The organism is Psychrobacter sp. 1Y4 (assembly GCF_051847555.1).
The window spans coordinates 1-26,335 of record NZ_JBPYDE010000019.1 but is presented as its reverse complement, the minus strand read 5'-3'; the positions used below and the strand labels follow the sequence as shown (position 1 = coordinate 26,335).

At 42.7% G+C, this 26,335-nt stretch carries 21 protein-coding genes; 13 read left to right on the top strand and 8 right to left on the bottom strand.

Annotation, left to right across the window (positions count from 1 at the left end; genetic code table 11):
* Positions 1–124 precede the first annotated feature (124 nt).
* Positions 125–2,416 (bottom strand): DNA topoisomerase IV subunit A, encoded by a 2,292-nt coding sequence (gene parC, locus ACS8FC_RS12995; protein ID WP_439297095.1) that lies wholly within the window; start codon positions 2,414–2,416, stop codon positions 125–127.
* A gap of 470 nt (positions 2,417–2,886) precedes the next feature.
* Between parC and ACS8FC_RS12990 the strand changes: the two genes are divergently transcribed.
* The 5 genes from ACS8FC_RS12990 (at position 2,887) to ACS8FC_RS12970 (ending at position 9,585) form a co-directional block, all read left to right on the top strand.
* The gene (locus ACS8FC_RS12990; RefSeq protein ID WP_439297094.1) at positions 2,887–4,617 is read left to right on the top strand and encodes an AMP-binding protein; all 1,731 of its coding nucleotides are present in this window, start codon (positions 2,887–2,889) and stop codon (positions 4,615–4,617) included.
* A gap of 505 nt (positions 4,618–5,122) precedes the next feature.
* A complete protein-coding gene (locus ACS8FC_RS12985) occupies positions 5,123–6,847 on the top strand; it encodes an AMP-binding protein (RefSeq protein ID WP_439297101.1) in 1,725 nt (574 codons plus the stop codon).
* Between the two features lie 268 nt (positions 6,848–7,115).
* Positions 7,116–7,832, top strand: a complete 717-nt coding sequence (rph, locus tag ACS8FC_RS12980; protein ID WP_439297093.1) for a ribonuclease PH — start codon at positions 7,116–7,118, stop codon at positions 7,830–7,832.
* Positions 7,833–7,941: 109 nt separating this feature from the next.
* The gene (locus ACS8FC_RS12975; protein WP_439297092.1) at positions 7,942–8,433 is read left to right on the top strand and encodes a hypothetical protein; all 492 of its coding nucleotides are present in this window, start codon (positions 7,942–7,944) and stop codon (positions 8,431–8,433) included.
* 246 nt (positions 8,434–8,679) lie between these two features.
* Positions 8,680–9,585, top strand: a complete 906-nt coding sequence (locus tag ACS8FC_RS12970) for a hypothetical protein (protein WP_439297091.1) — start codon at positions 8,680–8,682, stop codon at positions 9,583–9,585.
* Positions 9,586–9,719: 134 nt separating this feature from the next.
* On the opposite strand, the gene hemJ is transcribed toward ACS8FC_RS12970, so the two are convergent.
* From hemJ to serB, 6 genes are all read right to left on the bottom strand, one after another.
* Positions 9,720–10,154 (bottom strand): protoporphyrinogen oxidase HemJ, encoded by a 435-nt coding sequence (gene hemJ, locus ACS8FC_RS12965; protein ID WP_439297090.1) that lies wholly within the window; start codon positions 10,152–10,154, stop codon positions 9,720–9,722.
* Between the two features lie 108 nt (positions 10,155–10,262).
* Positions 10,263–11,417 (bottom strand): biotin synthase BioB, encoded by a 1,155-nt coding sequence (gene bioB, locus ACS8FC_RS12960; protein WP_439297089.1) that lies wholly within the window; start codon positions 11,415–11,417, stop codon positions 10,263–10,265.
* A 215-nt stretch (positions 11,418–11,632) separates the two neighbouring features.
* The gene (locus ACS8FC_RS12955; protein WP_439297088.1) at positions 11,633–12,139 is read right to left on the bottom strand and encodes an SCP2 sterol-binding domain-containing protein; all 507 of its coding nucleotides are present in this window, start codon (positions 12,137–12,139) and stop codon (positions 11,633–11,635) included.
* A gap of 330 nt (positions 12,140–12,469) precedes the next feature.
* Positions 12,470–12,859, bottom strand: coding sequence for an AciT family ciprofloxacin tolerance protein (gene aciT, locus ACS8FC_RS12950; protein WP_439297087.1), 390 nt, complete (start codon positions 12,857–12,859; stop codon positions 12,470–12,472).
* A gap of 219 nt (positions 12,860–13,078) precedes the next feature.
* Complete coding sequence (locus ACS8FC_RS12945; RefSeq protein WP_439297086.1) at positions 13,079–14,119, bottom strand: DUF368 domain-containing protein; 1,041 nt, start codon at positions 14,117–14,119, stop codon at positions 13,079–13,081.
* 42 nt (positions 14,120–14,161) lie between these two features.
* Positions 14,162–15,379, bottom strand: coding sequence for a phosphoserine phosphatase SerB (gene serB, locus ACS8FC_RS12940; protein WP_439297085.1), 1,218 nt, complete (start codon positions 15,377–15,379; stop codon positions 14,162–14,164).
* Between the two features lie 347 nt (positions 15,380–15,726).
* On the opposite strand from serB, the gene ACS8FC_RS12935 reads away from it, so the two are divergent.
* From ACS8FC_RS12935 to ACS8FC_RS12915, 5 genes are all read left to right on the top strand, one after another.
* Positions 15,727–17,241, top strand: a complete 1,515-nt coding sequence (locus ACS8FC_RS12935) for a hypothetical protein (RefSeq protein ID WP_439297084.1) — start codon at positions 15,727–15,729, stop codon at positions 17,239–17,241.
* Between the two features lie 177 nt (positions 17,242–17,418).
* Complete coding sequence (locus ACS8FC_RS12930; RefSeq protein ID WP_299217869.1) at positions 17,419–17,661, top strand: PA3496 family putative envelope integrity protein; 243 nt, start codon at positions 17,419–17,421, stop codon at positions 17,659–17,661.
* A 305-nt stretch (positions 17,662–17,966) separates the two neighbouring features.
* Positions 17,967–18,524: a UPF0149 family protein gene (locus tag ACS8FC_RS12925; RefSeq protein ID WP_439262094.1), complete on the top strand. Its 558-nt coding sequence runs from the start codon at positions 17,967–17,969 to the stop codon at positions 18,522–18,524.
* A gap of 34 nt (positions 18,525–18,558) precedes the next feature.
* Positions 18,559–18,996: a YbjQ family protein gene (locus ACS8FC_RS12920; protein ID WP_439297100.1), complete on the top strand. Its 438-nt coding sequence runs from the start codon at positions 18,559–18,561 to the stop codon at positions 18,994–18,996.
* Positions 18,997–19,060: 64 nt separating this feature from the next.
* Positions 19,061–19,540 (top strand): YbjQ family protein, encoded by a 480-nt coding sequence (locus tag ACS8FC_RS12915; RefSeq protein ID WP_439262092.1) that lies wholly within the window; start codon positions 19,061–19,063, stop codon positions 19,538–19,540.
* Here the strand turns inward: ACS8FC_RS12915 and ACS8FC_RS12910 are convergent.
* Positions 19,537–20,640, bottom strand: coding sequence for a formate/nitrite transporter family protein (locus ACS8FC_RS12910; RefSeq protein ID WP_439297083.1), 1,104 nt, complete (start codon positions 20,638–20,640; stop codon positions 19,537–19,539). The two genes, ACS8FC_RS12915 and ACS8FC_RS12910, sit on opposite strands and share 4 nt — an antisense overlap.
* Before the next feature lie 287 nt (positions 20,641–20,927).
* On the opposite strand from ACS8FC_RS12910, the gene ACS8FC_RS12905 reads away from it, so the two are divergent.
* From ACS8FC_RS12905 to ACS8FC_RS12895, 3 genes are all read left to right on the top strand, one after another.
* Positions 20,928–23,885 (top strand): valine--tRNA ligase, encoded by a 2,958-nt coding sequence (locus ACS8FC_RS12905; protein WP_439297082.1) that lies wholly within the window; start codon positions 20,928–20,930, stop codon positions 23,883–23,885.
* Between the two features lie 266 nt (positions 23,886–24,151).
* Complete coding sequence (locus tag ACS8FC_RS12900) at positions 24,152–25,477, top strand: AAA family ATPase (protein WP_439297081.1); 1,326 nt, start codon at positions 24,152–24,154, stop codon at positions 25,475–25,477.
* A gap of 1 nt (position 25,478) precedes the next feature.
* Complete coding sequence (locus ACS8FC_RS12895; protein WP_439297080.1) at positions 25,479–26,306, top strand: DUF4435 domain-containing protein; 828 nt, start codon at positions 25,479–25,481, stop codon at positions 26,304–26,306.
* Positions 26,307–26,335: the final 29 nt, after the last annotated feature.

Here is a 26,335-nt window from a genome sequence, read left to right as displayed (position 1 = left end):
CTATACCGATCATCTGTTTTAGCTTGCATAAAAAAGCCGTCTATACCTTATGTGTAGACGGCTTTTTGTCAAAAGTATTGTGAGCTGCAAATGTTAGAGATTAAAGCATGAAGTATAGCTATTATCACCCAACCGCAACACTCGTCACATTCTGAAAGCCTCTTGGCAACTGTCCACCACGATTACCACGACTGCCTGTATAATTGGCTAAATCATTGGGTTTTAGCGTCACATGACGTTTACCAGCGGTAATGATTAGGCTGTCTTGCTGACTGAGTGGCGTGATGGCAAGCACTTCTTCACCGTCTTTTAATTTAATCAGCTTATTACCTTTACCACGAGCCTGTTCAGGCAAATCATCAAGAGCAAATATCAATAGATAACCGGCATTGGTCACCACAGCAATGTGATCAGGAGTATTGGTTGGCGCTGCGCTATCATTGGCTTGTACATTAGTATCAATCCGTACAACAGGTAACAGCTTACTATTCGCTGATAGAGTGATAATTTTCTTACCAGCTTTTTGATTGCTATCAAGATTGCCAAGCGTATTGACAAACCCATAACCTTGCGAGCTGGCAAGGACGATGCGCTGGTCATTAGCGCCCGTTAATAGCTGCTCAAAGCTAGCACCTGCTGGAGGTTTTAGCACACTGGTCAGCGGATCCCCTTGACCACGAGCAGAAGCAAGGTTGTGCGCATCAATACTATAGCTGCGACCGGTGCTATCAAGCACGTAGATCTTTTCGTTAGACTTGCCACGTGCATACGCTTGATAGCTGTCACCTGAGCGATAACTCATACCAGTCGCATCGACGTCATGACCTTTGGCAGCGCGAATCCAGCCAGCTTTTGATAGTATGGCAGTAATAGGCTCACTTGGCACCAGATCTGACTCTTTTAACGCTTGTGCCTCTTCGCGTTCTGCTAATGGCGACATACGATCGTTGCCGTGTTCTTTCATGTCGGCGGTAAGCTCTTCAATCATCAGGTTGGTCAAGCTGTCTGGGTTATCCAAGTACTCTTGAATAGTGGCGCGCTCAGCTGCTAGCTCGTCTTGCTCGCGGCGCAGCTCAATCTCTTCTAGCCTTGCCAGCTGACGCAGACGTATATCCAAGATAGCATTGGCTTGTATGTCAGTCAGATCATAGCCTTGCATTAATGCTGACTTTGGATCGTCTTCTTCACGAATAATACGAATCACTTCATCAATGTTCAGATAAGCGATTAGCAACCCTGCAAGGATATGCAAGCGTTTATCTATTTTATCGAGACGATATTGTAAGCGGCGGGTGATCACTGAGCGACGACAGACTAGCCATTCGTCTAAAATCTCTTTGAGGTTTTTCACCTGCGGTTTACCATTTAGGCCGATCATGTTCATATTGACGCGGTAATTGCTTTCTAGATCAGTACTGGCAAACAAATGACTCATGACGCGCTCGACATCGACGCGGGTAGATTTTAGCTCTAGGACGATACGGCAAGCGTTTTCATGGTCTGATTCATCACGAATATCGGTAATCCAAGGCAGTTTTTTGTCCATCATCAGCTTAGCGATTTGCTCTTGGATTTTGTTGCCTGAGACTTGGTAGGGCAGTGCATCGATAATGACAAGATTTTTCTCTTTGCTATCGATATGATAGGTTGCGCGCATTTTATAGCTGCCACGACCGCTTTCATACATCGCCTGTAAGTCTTTTTTACTGGTGATGATTTCAGCAGGCGTTGGCAAATCAGGTGCTGGTATCGATTGGGTTAATTGTTTAACAGACAGATCTGGGTTTTTCAGCAAACGAATGGCTGCACGTACCACTTCATTAAGGTTGTGCGGCGGGATGTCTGTTGCCATACCGACGGCGATACCAGTCGTACCGTTTAATAAAATATTAGGCAGGCGAGCGGGCAGAGTAACGGGTTCTTGCATGGTGCCATCGAAATTGTCTTGCCAATCGACCGTCCCTTGACCGAGCTCTGTCAGCAGGGTATTAGCATAAGCAGACATTTTGGCTTCGGTATAACGCATGGCTGCAAAGGATTTGGGATCATCAGGGCTACCCCAGTTGCCTTGACCCGTGATGAGCGGATAGCGATAACTAAACGGCTGCGCCATCAGTACCATGGCCTCATAACAGGCGCTATCGCCATGTGGATGATATTTACCCAGCACATCACCGACGGTACGTGCAGATTTTTTGGCTTTGGCAGAGGACTTTAGGCCAAGCTCACTCATAGCATAGACGATGCGGCGCTGGACAGGTTTGAGGCCATCGGCAATATTTGGCAGTGCACGATCCATGATGACGTACATGGCATAGTTTAGGTAAGCTTGTTCAGTGAATTCCGCCACTGAACGGGTATCCATTGGCTCACTTGGGAGAATGGGAGCAATCGTATTATCAATAACATCGGACATAAAGTAGGTTTCGCTTCTGTGTTTTTAATTAGTATGGTTTGTATAGCACATATTATGTGCCGCACTGCATTGGCGCAAAATTAATATAAGAATAAGGTAGCGTTATCCTAAAGGATATTACATCAATTAAAAAGGGATAATCTAGAATAGACGACAGGTCATGACGTGCTGATATAGGCTGATATAGTAGTGCCCACTATATACGAGCTTACGATGCATACGTCGTCATGTAGTAATATTCGAGTAACATTATAGGAGAGTAACTCGCTATTTTATGCTAAAAATCGATGTAAAAAACGCTCAAATTTATCATGAATACTATTGATTTAATAGAGAATAATAAACGTCAAGTAACTTTGCGAACTCTGGTGCCAATATTTTGTATTGAGTAGTGTGTATAAAGTGTGTATGTTAAAGAACAAAGGGGTATTTACCACTGAATGCGTCAATTCATTAGGAGAAACAAGATTATGGATGATCAAGTCAATTTAACCCGTCGTAACGACAAAGTCTGGCTCAAAACTTATGAAGCGCTTGGGCTAACGTACGATATTGACATGCCAAGCGATGACACCTCACTGATTGATATCTTTGAGCAAAGCTTTCTTAAGCACGGTGATAAGACGGCATTCGTCTGCATGGGCTCTTCAATCACTTTTAAAGAAGTAGACTTATATAGCCGTCAAGTTGCCGCTTATTTACAATCACTTGGGCTGGTCAAAGGCGATAAAGTTGCCGTCATGATGCCCAATATTTTGCAGCTGCCCGTTACCGTCATTGGTGTACTGCGAGCAGGTCTGACCTTAGTCAATGTCAATCCACTATATACCACAAAAGAGCTTGAGCACCAGCTGACTGACTCTGAGTCTAAAGCACTTATCTTAGTCGAAAATTTTGCCAAAACTTATCAAGATATTGGTCGCAACGTGGTGGATCATGTGGTCATCACTGGTATGGGCGATCTGATGGGCACATTAAAAGGCCTTATGGTCAATACAGTTGTGCGTCACGTCAAAAAAATGGTACCGCCATACCAAATTGCCAACAGTGTCGAGTTTAAAGACATGCTTAAGCAAAGCTCGGCAGGTAAGTATCAGCGACCAAACAATATTAGTCTTAGCGACGTGGCTGTATTGCAGTATACCGGCGGTACAACTGGCGTGGCTAAAGGTGCCATGCTAACGCACAAAAACTTAGTGGCCAACCTTATTCAGTCCGATACCTTTTTGGGTAGTGCTTTTGATGAGTTTGAGAGTAGTAACGAGCAGCCTGTCATCATGACCGCTTTACCGCTATATCATATTTTCTCTTTTACCGTCTGCGGTATGTTTGGGATTTATCGCGGTTGTATCGGCTTATTGGTACCCAATCCACGTGACCTTGATAGTTTATTAAAAGCTTATAAAAACAATCCACCAGCATTTTTTCCAGCAGTAAATACACTATTTAACGCACTGGCTAACAACGATGAATTTAAGTCGATGGATCATAGTAAGCTACGCACGTCGATGGGCGGCGGTATGGCAGTCCTTAGCTCAACGGCAGAAAAATGGCGTCAGGTAACGGGCAATATTATCGTTCAAGGTTACGGGTTGTCTGAGACGTCACCAGTTGCAACGGCCAATCCACATAATAGTGCTACGTTCACAGGTAACATTGGCGTACCGATGCCAGGTACTGATGTTGCAATCTTAGATGAAGCGGGTAATGAGCTTGAGCTGGGTGAGCGCGGCGAGATTAGCGTTCGTGGCCCGCAGGTTATGAAAGGCTACTGGAATCGCGATGAGGCGACTCGTGAAGTGATGACCGATGATGGTTTTTTTCGTACTGGCGATATTGGGATTATGGATGAAGAAGGCTATGTCACCATCGTTGATCGTAAAAAGAACATGATTTTGGTTTCAGGCTTTAATGTTTATCCGAATGAAGTCGAAGAAGTGATGGCTGGTCATCCAAAGATTTTAGAGTGCGGTGTCATTGGTGTTGAGGATGAGAAGAGTGGCGAGGTTCCAAAAATATTCGTCGTACGCCAAGATGATAGTCTTACTAAAGAAGATGTTCTTGCCTACGCTAAAGAGCATTTGACTGGCTATAAACGCCCACGTCATGTTGAATTTATTGATGAGCTACCAAAATCGAACGTTGGTAAAATTTTGCATAAAGACTTGCGTAAGCTTGAAGAAGCAAATCAGGCATCTTAATATGCGATATTTGAATGCGGTTGGAGGATTTGGCTGTCATAGATAGCGGATGTTTAAACAATACTATTTGTATGGATAATGGTGAGACTGTATAAAGACGGTCTCACCATTTTTATTGAGAACTAGTTGCAGTATGCACAATAATAAGCGCAGTATGAGTCGCTGTTATTTATAAGCCACTATCACGAGAAATATTCTAATAAAGGGATTTAAGCGCCTTCTATACACACTTATAGAGAGTTTTTTGCAAAACTGTTATAGTACGGACGCATACAATCAGGTGGACATTGGTTATTATTGTCTGGTTTTTAGTGACTTTGTGTTCACAAATAATGATTTATAAACCCAATACTTTTATCATTATTATATTATTCTACGTTTTTAATTGTAGTACTTAGGAAAAGTTATGACTGACCATGCCAACAACAGCGGTACTAATAAAAACGCGCCAGACCAAGCGTCTGTCACTGATGGTAATGACCATGCGCATAAAAACGAACAAATGATGTCGGATATGACAGCGTTTCCTACTATGCCAACCATTCCAAGTGATAGACCATGGCTTGATGCTTATGAGCGTTATGGTATCGATGCAACTATCGATATGCCTGATGATGAGACCTCTTTGCTTGAAGTGTTTGAACGTAACTTTCGTCGTTATGGACAAAAAACTGCTTACCTCTGTATGGGCGCATCCATTACTTTCAAACAATTGGACCTTTATAGCCGTCAAATCGCCAGCTACTTACAATCGCTAGGTTTAGTTAAAGGTGACAAAGTTGGGATAATGATGCCCAATATTTTGCAGTATCCGATTGTTATGCTTGGTATCATCCGCGCAGGTATGGTATTGGTCAATGTCAATCCGCTATATACTAGCCGTGAGCTATCACATCAGCTACATGACAGCGGGGCAAAAGCAATATTTATCGTTGAGAATTTTGCAAAAACATACCAAGATGCTGAAGATAAAGGCCAAGTAGAGCATGTGATTGTCTGTAAGATTGGTGACATGCTGGGCTCAGTCAAAGGGAGGGTGGTCAATCTAGTTGCACGCCATATCAAAAAGATGATTCCAGCGTATAATTTGCCTAATAGCACAAGCTTTAAACAAGCGCTAGGAGCGGTATCTGCCAGCAAATATAAGCGTCCCGACTTATCATTGGATGATGTGGCGTTGTTACAATATACTGGCGGTACGACAGGTGTGGCGAAGGGTGCTATGCTGTCACATGGTAACTTAGTTGCCAACATGCTACAGATCAGCGTGCTTATCAATAGTGCTTTTGAAGATGACATCAATAGCGACGATGTGATCTTGACCGCTTTACCATTGTATCATGTGTTCTCGTTTATGGTCTGCGGCATGTATGGTATGTATCAAGGTTTTACAGGTCTATTAATACCGAATCCGCGCGATTTAGATGGTCTGATCAAAGAGATGGATAAATATAAACCATCATTTATTCCTGCCGTAAATACCTTGTTTAATGGCTTGGTGCATAAAGACAGCTTTGCCAAATTGGATTTTTCCAATCTTAAAGCAGCTATTGGCGGCGGTATGTCAGTATTGCCAAGCGTGGCAAAAGAGTGGCATAAAATCACAGGCCTGCCTATTGTAGAAGGTTATGGTCTATCGGAAACCTCACCCGTGGTCGCTTTTAATCCGATGACCATTGCAGAGTTTACAGGCAAGATTGGTATTCCAGCGTCTAGTACTGATATTGTACTAATTGATGAAGAAGAAAACGAAGTCGCTATTGGTGAGCGCGGTGAGATTTGTGTCAAGGGGCCACAGGTGATGATCGGCTACCAAAATCGTCCTGATGAGACAGCCAACACCTTCACAAAAACCGGTTACCTAAAAACAGGTGATATCGGTATCATGGACGAAAAAGGCTTTATCAAGATTGTCGATCGCAAAAAAGACATGATCATCGTCTCAGGCTTCAATGTCTATCCAAATGAGATTGAAGAGGCCATGAGTGAGCATTCAGGCATCGTAGAGTGCGGCGCCATTGGCATACCGAGTGATGAGCGCGGTGAAGACCCCAAATTGTTTGTGGTCAAAAAAGGCGATGTCACTGAAAAAGAGCTGCTCGATTTTGGTAAAAAGCAGTTAACTGGCTACAAGCGTCCGCGTCATATCCAGTTCGTCGATGAGCTGCCAAAATCAAACGTTGGTAAAATTTTGCGTAAAGAGTTACGTAAAATGGAAGGACTAGAATAGAGCGCCGGTGAGCGTTGTAGAAAATGCTTGCTTTACTCTCATTGTGTTTTTTGTCAAAATCACCACGTAATAACAAGTACTTATATTGCTATTGCGTGGCTGTCACGTTAGGATATCTCAGGTTTTGGGTCTGCTAGTGTTTGTCATGTCTGATACTTAAACACTTTTTAATGGCTTTTTTAGTATAACTAACGGTTCAAAAAGCCATTGGCAGACCGCTATTCTTATTTTATACCACTGCTTTTATAACATCGTCTTAGGGAATTTTATGCGTATTGATAACCGTGAGCTTGACCAACTTCGCTCGATCAGCTTTGAGCGCCACTATACCAAACATGCTGAAGGGTCAGTGTTGGTTAGTTTTGGCGATACCAAAGTGTTGTGTACGGCAAGCGTCGAATCAGGGGTTCCACGCTGGCTAAAAGGCAAAGGCAAAGGTTGGATTACCGCTGAATACGGCATGTTACCGCGCGCAACCAACACTCGCAATCAGCGTGAAGCCGCCCGCGGTAAGCAGTCTGGTCGTACTCAAGAGATTCAGCGTCTCATCGGTCGTAGCCTCCGTGCCATGATTGATCTTAATAAACTTGGCGAAAACACCATTTATCTCGATTGTGATGTATTGCAGGCAGATGGTGGCACACGTACCGCTAGTGTGACTGGTGCTGCTATTGCTTTGATTGATGCGCTTGAAAGCATTCAAAAAACCAAAAAACTAAAAGCTGATCCCCTGATTGGTCTGGTCGCTGCAATCTCTGTCGGTATGAAAGATGGTAAAGCTTATCTAGACTTAAATTATGAAGAAGATGCCAGCTGTGATACGGATCTAAACGTCGTTATGACGCAAAAGGGTGAGTTTATTGAGCTGCAAGGTACTGCTGAAGAAAAGCCGTTTACCCGTGCCCAAGCTGATGATATGTTAATCCTTGCTGAAAAAGGAATCGCTGAGCTTATCAAAATGCAACAAACCGCCCTTAGCTGGTAGATTTTTTATAAGAACTATCTAATATAAATTATAAGCAGCTGTTCAACTCAATATATAAATAACTGATGTGTTTATTCGTCAATGGGTAGCAATCGATAGGTAATGATGCATGTTAAAGCTAACCGATGATGGTGCCAAAATTACCTTACAGAATCAGCCCCCATCAAAGGACAACGGGCTGTTTTGGTTCGGCTCAGCATTGCTGGTTGGTGCTGTGGCAGTGGCCTTAGCGATGAGTCTACTGCCAGAGCGCCTAGCAATTGGCGCACTGGCTTTTTTGATTATAGGCAGTTTTATCTTTAATCGACAGCGCCAACAGCGTAAAAAATCTATGAGCGGCGATATCAGTAGCGGTGTCTTGTGGGTACGTGTAGGCGAGCTGGTACACGACAGTAATGGTCGACGTGATCATATTACGCTCAGCGACGGTGATAAAGTTACCTTGTTTGGCGAGCAGCTCCAAATTGTCGATACAGATAACGTACGTAAATACCATATCAGTGGCTTCGATACTGTCCAAGAAGCGCAAGCAACCAAAGCGATATTAGAAGGACAAGCCCTCAATAAGCGTCATGTCAATATTAAAATGAACGGGGATTGAGTCTCTTATCAATCGATTTTTAGTCAGCGATTTTTAAACAAAAAAGCCATCTGTAAATAGGTGGCTTTTTCTTTATTGTTTTTTTACAGACCAATGCCAACCTACCTTTTATCTTGCTTTTTGTACCTTTTATCATTTAAAAGTGTTGAATAAAGCTTGCAGCCTCTTACCTAAATGGTTTATAACTAAAAACTAAGGCGTGTTGAATATTCATCAACACTATTGCTGTCTTAAAAGGAGCTGGTCATGCCGCTATCGTCGGTTATTACCTCAGATAAAACAAATTCATATAAAGATAAAATGTCATTGTATAAAGCATCGTGGTATCAAGTGTCGTCTACTCAAGCCAGCACTGTTAAAAAGTTTCCTGTAGGGCCTTTTTTCATAAAAAGAACCTCTATTAGCGCATTGTTGTTACTGTTGAGTAGTGTAAGTTACGTGCATGCCGATAGTATGAGCGATCTTATCGCACAAAAGACAGCTCAACCTAATCTGGCAGTACCGCGTGCTAAAATAAATACACGCTCGACCATCCAGCGTACCCGTACCAACTATTCAACCGTTAACAACACGAGTCGCTTTAACGCTCAGCCGACACCCAATACGCATACCTACAATCAGCCGCCGCAAATTACGTCCAGATCAAAGTCATTTTATCGCTATCCAAAAATTCAGCGGCAAGCGCCGGCTGTCTTGCCTGCATTTTTATCAGGTAATTACGATAACGTCGATAGTGAGTATCTGCCACTGCTGAGCAGTGCTGAAAATCAGAGCAGTACGGCTGCACGAGAGGTGATTAGTACGGCACGTAAGATGGCACTGAACGAGCGTGCTATCATTCAAGGCGGCTGCTGGGATTATCTAAATGAGGTATTTAAGCGAGCAGGGGTCACCCGTGACACTGTCCATAAAGGCGCTTATAGACAAGGCCCTTATGCCAATAGTAATGAGATTGAGATTGGTGATTGGCTTTATTATATCAACCATGGCTACAACGGGGTTGAACATAGCGGGCTGTTTGTCGGCTGGGTTGATGAAGCAGCCAAGCAAGCGCTGATACTCAGTTATGCTGGGGAAAATCGCCGCGAACCTGCGCGCTACCGTGTTTATGATTTGAGTAATGTATATCAAATCATGCGTCCAACTATCTAAGTAGCCCAACTATCTAAGTAGTACATGCAATATCTTTCAAATACTAAAAAACGCCCGTGACTGATAGAGGTTACGGACGTTTTTTAGCGTTTAGTAAAAAGCGCTGTTCATTTGACTAAAATTTATAAATAAGCCTAGAACGGTTTGACGACCACTAAGATGACGATAATGACCAAGGCAAAAACTGGTATTTCATTAAACCAGCGCCAAAATTTATGGGTTTTATAATGCGGATTATCAATCAGTTTTTTTCGATAAAAACCACATGCGCCGTGGTAGGCTGACAATAAAATCACCAAAAAAATCTTCACATGTAGCCAGCCTTGAGTTTTATATACTTCCCAGCCAAGCGCTACCATCCATAGACCCAAAATCCACGTCGCTATCATTGATGGGGTCATGATACCGCGATATAGCTTACGCTCCATCACAATAAAACGCTCTTGACTGATCAGATCATCACTCATAGCATGATAGACAAAAAGCCTTGGCAGATAAAAAATCGCTGCAAACCAGCAGACCATTGCAATAATATGTGCCGCTTTAATCCAATTAAAATAATCTGGCATAGTTTTTCTCTTGTTCTCTCGTCAATACTTTTATACGTCATATATAGACGCGGGCAAGCTTAACGCAGATTAATGGGTAATGGTAGCAGCACATCGTAAAGACAAGCTCTATTCTGCCAGCACCACTTGCGATTGATGTCCACTCATCGCATCCATAACAGGCACTTGCTTAGGTGCTCTTGGTGCTGCAATTTGTGCAGTCAAGCCAAGCTCTCGCATAAGCCTGTTATCATTAGACTGGCTAGCATTGCCTGTCGTTAATAGCTTATCACCATAAAAGAATGAATTGGCACCTGCCATAAAGGCCAAAGCCTGCTCAGCGTCGGATAAGCTTTCGCGTCCAGCAGATAGACGTACATAGCTGCTCGGACAGCAGATACGTGTTACCGCAATCGTGCGAATCCATTCCAGCACCGATAGCTCACCCTCTGCCAGTACTTTATCACCGATTGGAGTGCCTGCGATCGGGACGAGCAAGTTAACAGGAATAGATTCGGGTGCTTTGGGCATTTTAAGTAACTCATGTACCCAATCTATGCGATCATCACGGCTCTCACCCATACCCACAATATTGCCGCTACAGACATTGATACCCGAGTCGCGTACGTGCGTTAGTGTATCGAGCCGCTCATCATAGCTACGCGTACTGACTACTTCTTCGTAGTAACGGCGCGAGGTGTCTAGATTGTGATTATAATAATCCAATCCTGCATCAGCCAATCGAGCGGCTTGATCAGGGTTTAGCATACCAAGCGTCATACAAGTCTCAAGGCCCAAGCTTTTGACTTCTTTGACCAGCTCGACCACATAAGGCATGTCTTTGGCACTCGGATGCTTCCATGCAGCACCCATACAAAACCGCGATGAGCCACTGGCTTTAGCGCGTTTGGCCGCTGCAATCACCTTATCAACTTCTAAGCGTTTTTCTGCTTGAAGTTTGGTTTTATCCCGATGGTGACCTGACTGCGAACAATAGCCACAATCTTCAGGACAGTTGCCTGTCTTAATGGATAATAAGGTGCTAATTTGCACTTCATTAGCCTCGAAGTTTTGACGGTGGATGGTTTGTGCTTGTAATAATAGATCCATCAGGGGTAGATCAAACAGCTGCGCAATGTGCTCACGACTGTATTTGACTGCCGAGGTATTTGTTACTGTGGTTGCGCTGCCCGCCGACCGTAAGCTGGATGTGGAATGCGAGTCAATATTAGTATTATTGTTGGCTTGATGGTTAGGTTCTTGGATAGAAAGCAGTCCTGCCATGGGTTAAGTCCTTTCAAGATAAGATGAGACAAAATCAGATAAGCTAGAATAGTCATCTGATAATAAGACAATAAAAAAGGTTGCGATAACCGTAGTATACCGCAACCTTTTCATAAAATCAGAACGCTATTAACAACATTAACAGATAGCGTTTAAAGACAGGCTAATGCCCGTAACCTTGTAAATACAGACTGTCTTTTTAACGGTACCATGTATTATTTACCGACTTTGTGCTTAGCCACACCAATCCAATGATTGGCAAATTGCTGCGCTTTATAAGCATAAGGTTTTGCTCTTTGAATGTAAGGTTTATAGTCTTCTGGAATAGTAGGTACGATGTGTTTAGCAAGCTTATTGAACCACATCATTAAGCTGTAATCACCCTCTATACTTAAGTTACCTTCTTGAACTGCTGTCATAAAGGCGGGCAGATTGCCTTTAGATAACAGCTTAACCCCGGTCATTGAGTCTTTAAAGTTAATCGTTAAATCTGGCTCATCGGCATGACCACTACGCTGACTAAACGTCCCATTATCAAAGTCAAAATGACGCGCAACGTTTGCTTCAACACTAGCGATTTCGATGGTAACTTTACGGTCAGCCAAAAGCTTTTTGATATCTTCATCATCACTGTCAGCAAGCATAGACAAGCGATAGCCAACCACAGCCAACATCATGTCTAAAGGGTCAGATTTGATATCTAATACAGGAATAGTAAACATAGTCAGTCTCCTAAAATAAGTATAACAATAAGTGTAAAAAATGTAGGATTACAATAAAAGTAACTTTATAAAGTAGCTTTATATTGGTTTGTACTACAATTTGTAGGTAGAGTATAAACTATCTTCTACCCTTAATACTTTAGTAGTTGCGTAGAAGGCATTAGATATCGTGTAACAATACCTTGAATCAAAAGTAACTTTATTAATGAACAAGTTGGTACATACCATATTGACAGATAAAGATACTTATACTAAAAAACAGTCGCGATAAAAAATGCGCCTATATTGGGCGCAATTATTAAAATAAGTCATATATCTCAAAAGGCATTACTAAAAACGCGGCTGATAGTGATCATCATAGATCGGCGTATGCTCAACGTAGCGTGCGGCAGCTCGTTTACGCTCTTGCTGCACGGTACGGCTCACATCATCGTAACGTAGCGCGCGATATAACACCCAACCAGCTAGTGGCAGCCAACTGATACCAAATGCTGCAACATAACTATGCCAATCAGATAAGCCAGAACCACTCATCAACGCGCTATGTAACATCTCAACACTTAGCCAATATATCATACCACCGAGCACATACCATAGTAGCCAACGCTGCGAAGTTAAAGCAATCGCTATAATAAAGCTTGCCAATAGACCATAGCCAAGTAGCGCACTACCGTCTAACGTATCTATACCAGCAACTGAAAATATAGTCAAAAACATCATTCATCTCGCTATTCATAAGGTGAATTTCAATAAGACTATTATGCTGGTTTACCGTAAAAAGCTGAATGGGGTAGAGGCGACTTTACGACAACGGTTGTCGTCTGATTTATGGTGGCTGTTTTATAGACTAAGAAGGTTTAATATAAAAAGTAAGCGCCTTATGATTAGGCGCTTACAATAAAGTATTATAAAAAATCAAGCCATATTAAATGGTTGGGATTATTGCTTGATCGGTTGTACGCGCTTGGTACGATTGCCCCACCACGACAGTGCTGATACCAATATTGCCCCAAGTAACATTAGTCCTAATGTCGTCAGCCAGTGTGCGCCCGCAGGATATTGCCACGGGGCAACGTTATTGATCGCCTCATTATTTAAAGTACCTAAAGCATCTACTTTCCATGGCCATACCTTGACCAGTGAGCCGGCAATAAAGCCAGTAAGCAGTGCTAATGTTCCTTGATAATATCGCGACAATAACCATTTAAGCACACGCGTGAAGATGAGTAGCCCAGTTGCCATTCCTGCCATTAAGGTAAGAATAACCGTCAGATTAAACGTATGGACGGCTTCCAATACCGTATCGTAAGCGCCCATCAGCAACAAGATAAATGACCCTGAAATACCAGGAAGTATCATCGCACAAATGGCAATTGCACCTGCAAGGAATAGATACGGTAAGCTTGGCGCCGTAGCGAGCAGGGGTAAGTTGCTGATCACAACCGCTGTCACAATACCAATGACAAATAACCCCGCCCGTGCCGCATTCCACCGTTTTATTTCACTCAATAAAATAACGACAGTCGCAATCACTAAACCAAAGAAGAACGACCAGATAAGCAAAGGCTGATTGTCCAGTAAATGCTTGATTAGACCTGCTAAAGTGGCAAAGCTTGTGGCAATACCTAATAGCAAAAATAGCAAAAATGTCGCATCGACTTGTCGCCAGACGGCAAGTAAACCTTTGATACCGCCATGCTGACGAAATACTTGCCAAAGGCTTGGGCCAATACTACCCAATGCATTAATTAGGCGCTCATAGATACCTGCAATCAAGGCGATAGTACCGCCCGAAACACCAGGTACGATATCAGCTGCGCCCATTGCCATACCTTTAATGTAGACCGCCACCAACTGCTTTGGATTGTCTGCACCGGATAGGTTGGCAGATGGGGTAGCTGACAGATCTGATAATGGCGCTGCATCAGTCTTCGCGTTTGATGACGGCGTGTCTGGCCGCGGAGTTTGTGATGCCGTCATGGACATTCCTTTCTAAAAATAAAAATAAGTGTTAATCGGCTACTAGTTTGAGAGGAGTGCAGGATACCCAAGTGCATAGAGTACGCCTTCAAGACCTGTGACGTTTACCGCTGCATCAGCACGGGCTTGGACAATAGATTTTGCATGATAAGCAACACCCAAATCGGCATTGGCCATCATGGGTAAGTCGTTTGCGCCATCACCAACGCAGACCACTTGTGACATCTCTATGCCCATACGCTCAGCAATATGCGCAACAATAGACGCTTTTTTGGCACCATTGACGATAGGCATCTGCACATGACCAGTCACTTCGTCCTCTTCGATATCTAAGTTGTTGGCATGGACTTCGTCAATCCCCAATTGTTCAGCGACATAACGGGCAAAATAAGTAAAACCACCAGAGAGCAGTACCGTGTGGTAGCCCAGTGCTTTAAAAGCACTGATAGTGGTACGAGCACCTGTCGATAAGGTCAGACGCGCGCAAATATCATCCAATACTGTAGTAGAGATGCCTTCTAGTAATGAGACGCGCTGCACAAAGGATTCATCAAAATCAATTTCACCACGCATAGCGGCTTCTGTGATGGTTTCTACTTGCTCACCAACACCAGCAGTCTTTGCCAGCTCAACGATGACTTCTTGTTCGATCAAGGTTGAGTCCATATCGAAGCAGACAAGCTTATGCGTGCGCAGCATATGACCAATAGATAAGATGTGGCAGTCGACTACATTCATGCTGTCAATGCCCAGATTTTGGACACCACTATCCTCTTTTGCTAGATAGTTCTCTGCTAAGTCGTGACGCAGACGAGTCGTCAGCTGATCATCAATGATGTGAGCGGCGGCTGTTTTCTTGCCAGGATGCATGAGCGTATCATTGACAGGAACCAATAAATAACGAAATACTTGAGCGGGGACAAACGGCTGTTTGGTATCATCGTCGATGCCGGAGACAGAATTGGTGTCAGTCACAGCTTTAGAAATGGTAATATCTACAAAGCTTGCCTCCGTATCTTCTGCCACTGTTACCAAATGCCAGCTTGGCTGCTCATCGACCCAAGACTGTACATATTGATGAATATCAAGCGCGTGCATATGCGCTGGTAATACGACAATCAATGCAAATACAGGGAGAGATTGGAGCGTATCGAAGTCTAGCAGATTGGTATCGTCAGGCAATAGTGACGCGACAGAATCTACAGCTTGTTGCCATGCTTTGCTGTCTTTTGGTAACGAGTAAGGCGTATTTTTTGGCATGTCTCAATTGTCCCTTGTGTGCGCAGTTAAGATTAGGAATAATAACAGTTTTACCGTGTATCGCCTATACATGACGCACAAAGTATAACAGTTGAATAATAATGCTATTATCTTGAGTATATTGACCGAATATCGTAAATGATTAAATGTATACTGATAGATAAACCTATGATGACCATTATGGTGATATTATAGACAATACCAGTTGGTCGACTGCTTGTATGATAGTCGGTAGTGCGGTTAAATAAGACTCGTTTGAGTTAAAATGATTAGTAGCATACTTTTCCAAAAAATGAGCAACAGTCTCGTTTTTTTAACTTCTCCCATTCAAAAAAGTTTAACATATCATGACGTATTTAGCGCCGCGGCAAGGGTTGTTTGCCATTATCATTCTAGTCAGTTTTTGTTTGCAGACTTTACTGCTGGTCATCAGCACCGATCAGCAGCTGACGACCAGTCGTGAGCAAAAGGGTGAGCAAATGGTCGCCCAGCTGATCGATGAGGCGCGTTTGTCTTTAGAAAACGAAGACCGCGTAAGCTTAAGTGTCATCGCCAATCGCTATACTAGCGAGCAGGACGTGGCGCGCATCGTCATCAAAGATAGCAATGATGAGATTTTAGTACCAGTCGGCAATGCTCCGATGCAGCAAGGCGATACCATTAGCCAGATGGCAACCAAAGGTGATGCCGTTATTGGTAGTGTCGCGTTGACCCTAAAAGACATCAGTAAGGGTGAGATTATCGCGATGCAATGGCCATTTGTCATCGGCTCGCTGGTATTGCATCTTTTCTTGTGGCTGCTGTATGGTTATGTGGCTCGTCCAACCAAAGAGCAAATCAATGCATTGAGCCGAGATATTCAAGATTTGCACCGCGAACAATATATTCAATCTGGTCAATTGAGCTATGGGCGTGCGCCTAATGAAAATTATGCTGAAAAAAGAGATGCCATGGGCGATGATGTTCATCATACTGCCGATACAAGCGATTATGAGACGGCTAAAACTGGCAAAGTGAACACTGCTGGTATCCATAATGAGCTCAACGCGTATCTAAAGTCGCAGCAAGCCAATACTGCTGATCAGCAAACAAGCTCTAACGCATCAACTGACGCCGCGCAAGGCAGACAGTCAAACAACGCTGACAGCACAGTTCAGCATACAGACGATATGCAGACTAGCGCAGGTGTCGACAGTAGTCACACTCATAAATTTACCAGCAGCTCATCAAAGCTGTCTGCGACACGCACTTTTGATACAGTCAGTGTGCAAATTATGTTTCACGATGAATACAACATGCTAGAGCGCCTTGCTCCTGAAATGAGAATGCCTTATTTGGCGTTATGCACTCAATTATTAAATCAAGCAATGACAGAGCTACTCAGGCAGCCACTACTGCTTGGCGTCAGTGCGGTGAATGAGCCACATTTTGATGAAAGTGGGGCATGTGCAATACTTAAAGCTGATAACAGTCATGCAAAAGCTGCTCTAGCTGGCGTTATGCTAGGGAAGTTGTATTTAATGCTCAATAAAATCATTCATGAAAAGCATATTGAGCTGTCAAGATTTGCGTTGCCAGCTAAAGTGGGTGTCAGTGACGAAGACCAAGCACAAGCAATGAGACAACTACTCAATAGCGTTGGTAGAAAGGAACAAATGCTGATTCTATTACCCAATGCTGGACTCAAACAAATCGGTAGTCATGTTCAGGTACAAAGCTTAAAGCGTCCAACAACGGTATATGAGCGTGAATGTGCGGTCTTTGATGGTGGTAATGACGCCATGATACAACGGTTAGCGACTGTCCGTAATGCAGTGTTAATGTCAGGTGTCGAAGAAGAAGAGCAAAGCGTTACCAATTAATTTTTAATAGACTACTGTCTATCAATAAAAGATAAATTAAACCAACTCGTAACCAAAGATGTTCCTTTATAATCAGCAATAGGCGTAAAAAGGATTGACAAGAGGCGAGCGAAACTTTATAAGGCATAAGTATATCGATGTGTTTTGAATTTATTGCCCAAATAATAGGAGTTTGTCATGAGTGATACTGATATCGATGATGATTTTGATGGCGAATTTGCCGATGACGATGATGCAAAAATGGTCGAAGAAGCAGAGACCAGTGTTCGCACCCGTCTAAGTAGCCTTGAAAAACGTCGTTTGATTGATAACTTATTAGAAGAAAAGCGTCTGGCCAAAGCACTAAAAGATGAGCTAGATGATCTAGGTGATGATGACGACGATGACTTTGATGATGATTGGGATGATGATGACCTTTAAGCATTTTTAGACCTTTGACTATAGATCGATCAATAAGCAGAAAGCAAAAATCATTAACGAGGTTACATAGTAAGCGTAACAATCTATCGACAGCTAACCGTGCTAAGCTGAACCTATTTTACTGACTGTTATGACTGTTATGACTGTTATGACTGTTATTCATAAAAGCCAATATGGTCTTTAGTAGCATAGTCTTTTGCAAATAGTGTGCTGATCAATTGTCAGGTCGATTATCCCTCATTAGAGATAATCCAATTTTTTATGTGCGTTGTCACCTCAATTACCGATTCAAGGATAAGTATTCCATGAGTAATCAATTAAGCTTTGATGAGCTGTTAGACTTCTTAGACAATCAAGAAAGCCAGTTTGTGCTCGACAGTGTCGCCACCCATGGTTTTTTGACTGCTACCGTGATAGGGCGTCCGCTACCAAACTGGATAGATGCGTTGTTTGAAGGACACGCCAGTGAAGTGCCAGACAACGTAGTCGATGGTATACGTCGCTGGCGCGACTCTATCATGGCTGAGCTAAAAAACGAGACACCTATCGAGCTGCCTTTTGGTGAAGATGCGGGCAATGAAGAAGTCGCCGTCGACTTTTCAGATGAGTCAGATATCGTGGCATGGTCAATTGGGTTTGTAGATGCTATGTATGGTGATGAAGCCAGTAATTGGTTTGAAGATGAAGATACAGCTGAGGATGTTGCTGTACTAACCCTACCTATGATCGTGCTAAGCGGTATCGATGATGAAGATCCCGAGCTTGCCGACATGCGCGCTGACCAAGACAAAATGGTACAGATGGTAAACAGTATTGAAGGTAACTTAACCGAGTTGTTTTTATTGTTCCATACTAATGATTAATTTTATAAGTCACTGCTAAGGTAATACCATGGCTATGCAACTCTCCAATCTTGAGCACTTACCCAACTATCAAATCACTGAACGCTTAGATGTCGTTTATGGTAGTACGGTACGCTCAAAACATGTCGGCAAAGACTTGTTTGCTGGATTTAAAAATATCGTTGGCGGCGAGCTGACAGCTTATACTGAGCTGCTAGAAGAGTCACGTCAAGAAGCGATTGATCGTATGGTGGTCAAGGCAGAAGCATTAGGCGCAGATGCGATCGTCGGTTTACGTTTTTCGACATCGAGTATTGCACAAGGAGCCTCAGAGTTGTTTGTCTATGGTACGGCTGTTAAAGCGATACGTATGCAACCGAATATGTCGTCTCAACCACCGCATTATCCTTCTAACGATTATCATTCCAGCGAATCATCAAGCACCGCGCAAACCCCAACTGATGAGTTACCACGTTTTAATCCTTTTGGTTAATGATAGTGAACCAACTGCAAAACTCTTGCAACTTCGCCTTTGCTTTTAAGATAAGAGACGTGCCATGAATGATTCTATGACTCAAATACTCATTAACTATGGGCCATTTGTTTTGTTATTTGTGGTCGGGTGGTTTTTTGGCATGCGTCATGAACGTCAGCATTTAGCGCAGCTGACAATAGCAGAAAAAGAGCTGGCTCATATCATTGTCTCTAGTGAGCGTTTTTATCGCCCCAATCTGACAGCCAATAGTGAAGGGGAGCTGGTGCTCGGTAGTGTCGTTATCGCCCAAGATTATTTTAAAATGGTCATCGCGCGGGTTTTAAGTTTGTTTGGTAAAAATCTCACCACTTACGAGACATTATTAGACCGCTCTCGCCGTGAGGCTTTAGTACGTATGCGTACGCAAGCACAAGCCAAGGGCTACAATCACATCTATGGCTTGCGCTTGGAGGTCAGTAATATTAACCAGCTGGGTAGTATGGTTGAAGCCATTGCCTATGGCACCGCGGTCGTTAGCACTGACGATGCCAAAACACGTTAACGACGGCGTATCCCCATTCGAGCTAACCTGTTTTTTCTATCATTCCTTGCCTCTTGTTTTACTCTTTCAACTTCAAATAAGAAAGTACGATTTTTTAGTACCGCCACAAACACCACACCCCCAACGGTATTTCCTGCCAGTACCACAGCCAAAAACAACAAGTAACCTAAGATACTTACAGTTGTGCCGTACATAAGAGCGGCAAACACTTCAATATTACCAACGATACTATGATGCAGGCCCAAAAAGCCGATACTACCAGTGATGAGAGTGACCAGTACAATGCGACTGATCGTATCGCGTGCTGAGGTGACAAGCCATGCTGCAACGCCCATCATCCAGCCTGCCAATACGGCGCTACCGAAGATAACCCACCATTTAAACCCTAATACATGCGCTGCATAAGCATCGATATCACTGACACTAAACAGATGCATATTCAAACCTAGCCCTATCATTAAGGCGGCAAATATACAGCCGCCAACGATATTGCCAGTGATAACAATACCCCACAGACGCAGCAGCTTGTGTAACGGCTCTATCTTATTTAACACAGGTAAGCTAAGCAGTGAGGTCTGCTCAGTGAACAACAACGACTGGCCGATCACGACGATGATAAAACCTATCGGATATAGCAATGAAGATAGCACCATTGCATATTGATTGGGCATCACTCCGCTAAACAGTGAAAAAGCTGCTAAAATTATAAAAAAGCTAATGCCAATCTCAAGCCCAGCAGTAAAAGCACTGGTAAATAAAGAACCTAAAGAGCGATCAAACGTTTCTTTGGCATGGATGACCTGCTCAACCAAAATACTGGCGTAGCTCTTTGCTTGACTTAAATTGTCATCGCTGGCGACTTTTTTGATGGTTTCTTTGTCTTCATCACTGATCTGTTCAGGGAAGTCTTCATCCTTAAGGTTTTCAGTGGCTTTTGTTTCGCTGTCTTGTTGCTCGTCTTTTTGATGCTGACTGTCTTCAATATCGCTGTTATTTTGCTCATCTGTATCATTGGTATCATCAGCATTGTTATCGGCTAAATGCGTATCGTTTGATAGGTCAGTCTGAGAATCGTCTTTACGCTCGGTATCTTGGGGCACAGTAAGCTCGCTGATTATGGGATAATGATTTCGCTGCATGGACTAGTAGAAGGCAACGTCTGACATGTAAGATGCGTTATATTCTATGGTATGACTATAGCCTATCATATTTAGCATTGCGCTGATTGCTGTTGTTGATTGTTTAATACGCTCACTCAAACCTGATAAATTTGCTCATCATCTAACAAAATCTTGCCATCTGCGTTAAAATTACTCTATTACTTATTTCGCCTATTTTTCGACATATTTTCTGGCCACATCCATTTTTAATAAAAGACAATCCTATTATGAGCAATCCTGAGAATCACACCAATACTAATACCAACCTGACCCAATCTATTCAAGCCGCTTTAAGCCAACTAGAAAACGCCTATAACCCAAGCGAAGTAGAAGCGGGTATGTATCAAGGCTGGGAGGACAGCGGTTATTTTCAGCCGACGTTTGATAAAGACGAGTCGTTCTCTATCGCGCTGCCACCGCCAAACGTCACAGGATCGCTGCATATGGGTCATGGGTTTAATAACGCGATTATGGATGCGCTCACACGTTTCCACCGCATGGATGGTGACAATACGCTGTGGCAACCAGGTACGGATCATGCGGGTATCGCCACCCAGATGGTCGTTGAACGTCGTTTGGAGGCGCAAGGACTCAAACGCCGTGATATGACGCGTGAAGACTTCGTCGATAAAGTGTGGGAATGGAAAGAAGAGTCTGGCGGCAATATCACCAACCAAATCCGCCGTTTGGGCAGCTCGGTTGATTGGTCACGTGAGCGCTTTACCATGGACGATGGTTTGTCCAATGCGGTAAAAGAAGTGTTCGTACGCCTATTTGACGATGGTTTGATTTATCGTGGTAAGCGTCTGGTCAACTGGGACCCTAAGTTCCAAACCGCACTATCTGATCTAGAAGTCGAAAACCATGATGAAAAAGGCAGCTTGTGGCATTTTCGCTATCATTTCACGGATACAGAGCTGACCACGCAAGATGGCAAAAACTATTTGGTGGTAGCGACCACGCGTCCTGAAACCTTACTTGGGGATACTGCAGTTGCCGTTAACCCAAGTGACGAGCGTTATGCGCACTTAGTCGGAAAAACCATTACCTTGCCAATCACGGGGCGCGTCGTGCCCATCGTCGCTGATGACTATGTTGAGAGTGATTTTGGAACAGGTTGCGTCAAAATTACCCCAGCACATGACTTTAACGATTATGAGCTAGGCCGCCGTCATAGCTTGCCGCTGATTAATATCCTTGATGAGCGCGCCAATATTTTGCCAGCAATGGAAGTCTATCCTGATTTGCAGACGCGTGAGCCAACATTAGAGACCACGCCACAGGGTTATGCAGGACTTGAGCGTTTTGCCGCGCGTAAATTCCTCGTTGAGCAAGCAGGCGAGCAAGGCTGGCTAGAAGAGGTAGAAGACTATGCGCTAAAAGCACCGCGCGCTGAGCGTGGCGGTACCATTGTTGAGCCGTGGTTGACCGATCAGTGGTACGTCGCGGTTAAAAAGCTGGCTGGCCCTGCGATTGATGCGGTAGAAGATGGCAGCATTGAGTTTGTCCCTGCACAGTATAAAAACATGTATATGGCGTGGATGACGGATCTACAAGACTGGTGCATCAGCCGTCAGCTCTGGTGGGGTCATCGTATCCCTGCATGGTATGACGATGCAACAGGTGAGACCTATGTCGCCCGTGACGAAGCCGAAGTGCGTAGCAAGTACAACCTAAGCGACGATGTAAAACTGCGCCAAGATGATGATGTGCTTGATACCTGGTTCAGCTCGGGTCTATGGACCTTTAGTACGCTGGATTGGGCAGACCCTACTGCTGATCCGCGTGTGTTAGAGACTTTCCACCCGACCAGCGTGCTCGTGACAGGTTTTGATATTATCTTCTTTTGGGTGGCCCGCATGATCATGATGACCCTGCATTTCGTGAAAAACGAAGATGGCACGCCGCAAGTACCGTTTAAGACTGTCTATGTGCATGGTCTAGTCCGTGATGGCAATGGTCAAAAGATGTCAAAATCAAAAGGTAACGTCTTAGATCCGATTGATCTCATCGACGGTATTGAGCTAGAAGCGTTGGTCGAAAAACGCACCAGCAATATGATGAATCCAAAAGACGCGGCCAAAATTGAAAAGCAAACGCGTAAAGAGTTCCCAGAAGGCATCCCAGCTTATGGTACGGATGCATTGCGCTTTACCTTTACCTCATTAGCCAGTACGGGTCGCGACATTAACTTTGATCTAAAGCGGGTCGAGGGCTATCGTAACTTCTGTAATAAGATCTGGAACGCCAGCCGTTTTGTACTGATGAACTGTGTCGATGGCGACAGCAATGCCAAGCCTATCGACCAAGCGGCAAACCCTGATGTCTGGGAGCTACCAGAAAAATGGATCATGAGTCGTCTGAACTCTAGTATTAAAGACATTCATCAGCATTTCGCTCAGTATCGTCTCGATATGGTCAGCCAAGATATCTATGAGTTCATCTGGAATGAGTACTGTGATTGGTATGTTGAGCTTGCCAAAGCCAGCCTCAATGATGACTCGGTATCTGACGAGCGCAAAGCGCAAATCCGCTATGTGCTGCTACACGTGCTAGAGACCGCGCTACGCTTCACCCATCCAATTATGCCGTATCTGACCGAGCAAATCTGGCAGACCATTGCACCGCTATTGGGTCGAAAAAACACCGACAGCATCGTGGTCGCTAACTATCCACAGACCGATGCCAGCCAAATTAGTGAGCAGACTGAAGCGGATATGGCATGGCTACAGGAGCTAATCGCGAGCGTCCGTAATATCCGTGGTGAGATGAAACTGGGTAACGCGGTACGTCTGCCAGTGCTACTACAAAACGTCTCTCAAGATGAAGAAGCGCGTCTATCCCGTATCAAAAACCAGTTCAAAGCGCTTGCCAAAGTCGAGAGCTTAGAGATCGTCAAAGAAGGCGATGAAGTGCCACTGTCGTCATCAAGTATGGTCGGTCAGCTACGTGTCCTCGTACCGATGAAAGGTCTGATTGATCCAACGGCTGAGCTGGCACGTCTGGACAAAGCGCATGAAAAACTGCAAAAACAAGCCGATGGTATCGCGCGTAAGCTAGGTAATGAAGGTTTTGTCAGTAAAGCGCCTGCGGAAGTGGTCGATGCTGAGAAGGCGAAATTGGCTGAGCTAGAAGGGCAGTTGACGGCGATGACTGCGCAGATGGAGCAGTTAAAGGCGTTGTGATTAAAATGTAGATATTAGTATTAACAAAAAACGCTGTCACAGTTGTGATGGCGTTTTTTATTGTCTACTGGTTAGTTCTCTAGCTAACTCTTATCCCTAATAAATACTGAATATTTGTGTGCTATTATCTACTAGTTTTCATGAGTTGTTCTTATTTTATAATATTAAATAATGTACTTCTATAAAAGCCGAAAAGCACAATTGTCAGCTACTATCATGTAAAATTTTTCATAAAAACTGCTTAAATAAAATTATAGGAATTGCCAATGATCATAAAGGGATTTGAAGCTAAGGGAGTTTTTGGGTATTTGGATTTTAATATTGAGTTCAATGACGATAAGAATTTCTTAGTTGGTGGGAATGGTTCAGGTAAAACTACAGCTCTAAAACTTATTAACGCTCTAATAACGCCAAGCTTTAGAGAGTTATTATCTACTTCTTTCGAATACTGCTCTTTATCGTTAAATTTCAATGGAGAGGATATCTATATTTATGCCTATACTAAAGATGATGAGGTCTTTCTGGGTATAAATAGTTGTGAAGTTCTAGTTGAATTACCAGCAAGTTCTAACGCTGAAATTGAGATTTTTTCTAGAAGAGAAGATAAGTTTGAAGAGCTTTTAGAAGGTTTAACTCATAAATATGCTTTTCATCCAGTTATTGAAGCTATTTCGAAAATAAACTCACCAGTTTTCTTAGGTTTAGATAGACGTACTGACTTTTCAAGCTCGAATAACGATTATTTCTTAGAACGCGAAATCTGGCTAAGTAACAAAAGGAAAGATATTACAAGAACTAGACGGCTTATTAAAGGTTCAATAGGTGCAAGTCTTATGGAAATCGAGATGCTTGTAAAAAATACTTACAAACGTATAAGGGATTTAGAGGTTGAACAGTCTCAAACCCTTAGAAATCAGATTCTTATATCTTCTTTTAAATACTCAAAGTTTAATAAAGAGAAATTCGTTTTTGAACATCCCGATGAGAGAGAAAGAAATAAATTACTTGAACGAAAAAGTGAAATTAAAAATGTTCTTTTTAATATCATTGATTTTGACTCATCTATAAATGATGAGGTAGATACTTTTTTTAGAAATTTAAATGACTTATTTGATGGGATATCATCAGCTAAAGAAAATATAAATATAGAACTGTTACTCAATAAAGCTCAAATTGAAAGAATGTATAGAATAGTTGATATAATAGATGAGCATAAGTCAAGAAATGATGGTTACTATAAGCCAATTGATGATTTCCTTGGGACAGTAAATATCTTCTATGAAGATTCTAACAAAAAGTTGGAAATAGATACAGTAGGTCAGCTAATTGTAAGAAGGCCCGATGGTAGCGAATGTACAATTGAGGGCCTGTCATCAGGAGAGAGGCAGCTACTCGTTATTTTTGCACACTCTTTTTTCAACCATAATAACATTTTCATTATAGATGAGCCTGAACTGTCTTTACATTTAGGATGGCAAGAAAAGCTCGCGGAGACAATATTTTCAGCTAACCCCAGTTCACAGTTTATTTTGGCGACACACTCTCCAGAAATTATTGCTGGTAACAATAATAAAGCCGTGGGGTGTAGGTAAGATGACTCAAGTTGAAATACCAAAAAGAAGCTTAGCTGCTAAACATGCTATAAGTACACTTTTTCAAGAAAAAAATGATATTGATATCTATATAGAAGATACAGCTTTTGGTTATGAGAAGCTTTTTACCATTTTGCTATCTCGTATTTTTAAAGATAAATACAGAATAAAGAAAGTGTTTCCATTAGGTGGTAGAGGAGAAGTTATTAGGCACCATAGCAATGAGTCAAGTAAGCGCCCCTTCCTGTATATCATCGATGGAGATTTATTTTTACTTACTGGAGATACAGTCGAGAGTAAGCAAGGACTTTATCGGTTACCTTGTTACTGTATAGAGAATATTTTATGTGATCATGAATCACTTATTGAGGTTCTAGATGAGGAGGAGTCTTGTAGAAATATTCAAGATCTACGAAATAACTTTAACTATCAAGATTGGGAAATGAAGAATAAAGATAAATTATTTAAGTTATTCATTGAATATGCTATTTCAAAGATATTAAACCCTCAAAAGAAAACAGTAGCTTTTAAAGTTAGTAATTTGGTTTCGTGCGACCACGGAGCTATAGATGATACTAAATTACAATGTAGAATTGATGATATTAGAAGCTCTGTTATTAGTGTAAGTAGCCAAGAAATATATGATTCTACTAGAGCTAAAGTATTGAGTAGTTTTGAATGTTCATCTATAACAGAATTAAGCACTGTTTCAGGTAAAGATTATTTGTTTCCATTATTGAAAACTAGAGCTAAATCAACCGTAAAGACTAAGATTTCAGATATTAGACCTCTTGCAAAAGTAATTATAAGACACAACGTATATTATTGAACTCTACTTACTTAATAGATATGCCAAAC

What these genes read in the sequence shown, in the direction of transcription:
- ACS8FC_RS12975 (WP_439297092.1), top strand. Translation starts at nt 7,942, where the DNA reads ATGTTAAAGCTAACCGATGATGGTGCCAAAATTACCTTACAGAATCAG.
- ACS8FC_RS12985 (WP_439297101.1), top strand. Translation starts at nt 5,123, where the DNA reads ATGTCGGATATGACAGCGTTTCCTACTATGCCAACCATTCCAAGTGAT.
- ACS8FC_RS12905 (WP_439297082.1), top strand. Translation starts at nt 20,928, where the DNA reads ATGAGCAATCCTGAGAATCACACCAATACTAATACCAACCTGACCCAA.
- bioB (WP_439297089.1), bottom strand. Translation starts at nt 11,417, where the DNA reads ATGGCAGGACTGCTTTCTATCCAAGAACCTAACCATCAAGCCAACAAT.
- ACS8FC_RS12930 (WP_299217869.1), top strand. Translation starts at nt 17,419, where the DNA reads ATGAGTGATACTGATATCGATGATGATTTTGATGGCGAATTTGCCGAT.
- ACS8FC_RS12920 (WP_439297100.1), top strand. Translation starts at nt 18,559, where the DNA reads ATGCAACTCTCCAATCTTGAGCACTTACCCAACTATCAAATCACTGAA.
- rph (WP_439297093.1), top strand. Translation starts at nt 7,116, where the DNA reads ATGCGTATTGATAACCGTGAGCTTGACCAACTTCGCTCGATCAGCTTT.
- ACS8FC_RS12990 (WP_439297094.1), top strand. Translation starts at nt 2,887, where the DNA reads ATGGATGATCAAGTCAATTTAACCCGTCGTAACGACAAAGTCTGGCTC.
- aciT (WP_439297087.1), bottom strand. Translation starts at nt 12,859, where the DNA reads ATGATGTTTTTGACTATATTTTCAGTTGCTGGTATAGATACGTTAGAC.
- serB (WP_439297085.1), bottom strand. Translation starts at nt 15,379, where the DNA reads ATGCCAAAAAATACGCCTTACTCGTTACCAAAAGACAGCAAAGCATGG.
- hemJ (WP_439297090.1), bottom strand. Translation starts at nt 10,154, where the DNA reads ATGCCAGATTATTTTAATTGGATTAAAGCGGCACATATTATTGCAATG.
- ACS8FC_RS12915 (WP_439262092.1), top strand. Translation starts at nt 19,061, where the DNA reads ATGAATGATTCTATGACTCAAATACTCATTAACTATGGGCCATTTGTT.
- ACS8FC_RS12895 (WP_439297080.1), top strand. Translation starts at nt 25,479, where the DNA reads ATGACTCAAGTTGAAATACCAAAAAGAAGCTTAGCTGCTAAACATGCT.
- parC (WP_439297095.1), bottom strand. Translation starts at nt 2,416, where the DNA reads ATGTCCGATGTTATTGATAATACGATTGCTCCCATTCTCCCAAGTGAG.
- ACS8FC_RS12900 (WP_439297081.1), top strand. Translation starts at nt 24,152, where the DNA reads ATGATCATAAAGGGATTTGAAGCTAAGGGAGTTTTTGGGTATTTGGAT.
- ACS8FC_RS12945 (WP_439297086.1), bottom strand. Translation starts at nt 14,119, where the DNA reads ATGACGGCATCACAAACTCCGCGGCCAGACACGCCGTCATCAAACGCG.
- ACS8FC_RS12970 (WP_439297091.1), top strand. Translation starts at nt 8,680, where the DNA reads ATGCCGCTATCGTCGGTTATTACCTCAGATAAAACAAATTCATATAAA.
- ACS8FC_RS12935 (WP_439297084.1), top strand. Translation starts at nt 15,727, where the DNA reads ATGACGTATTTAGCGCCGCGGCAAGGGTTGTTTGCCATTATCATTCTA.
- ACS8FC_RS12925 (WP_439262094.1), top strand. Translation starts at nt 17,967, where the DNA reads ATGAGTAATCAATTAAGCTTTGATGAGCTGTTAGACTTCTTAGACAAT.
- ACS8FC_RS12955 (WP_439297088.1), bottom strand. Translation starts at nt 12,139, where the DNA reads ATGTTTACTATTCCTGTATTAGATATCAAATCTGACCCTTTAGACATG.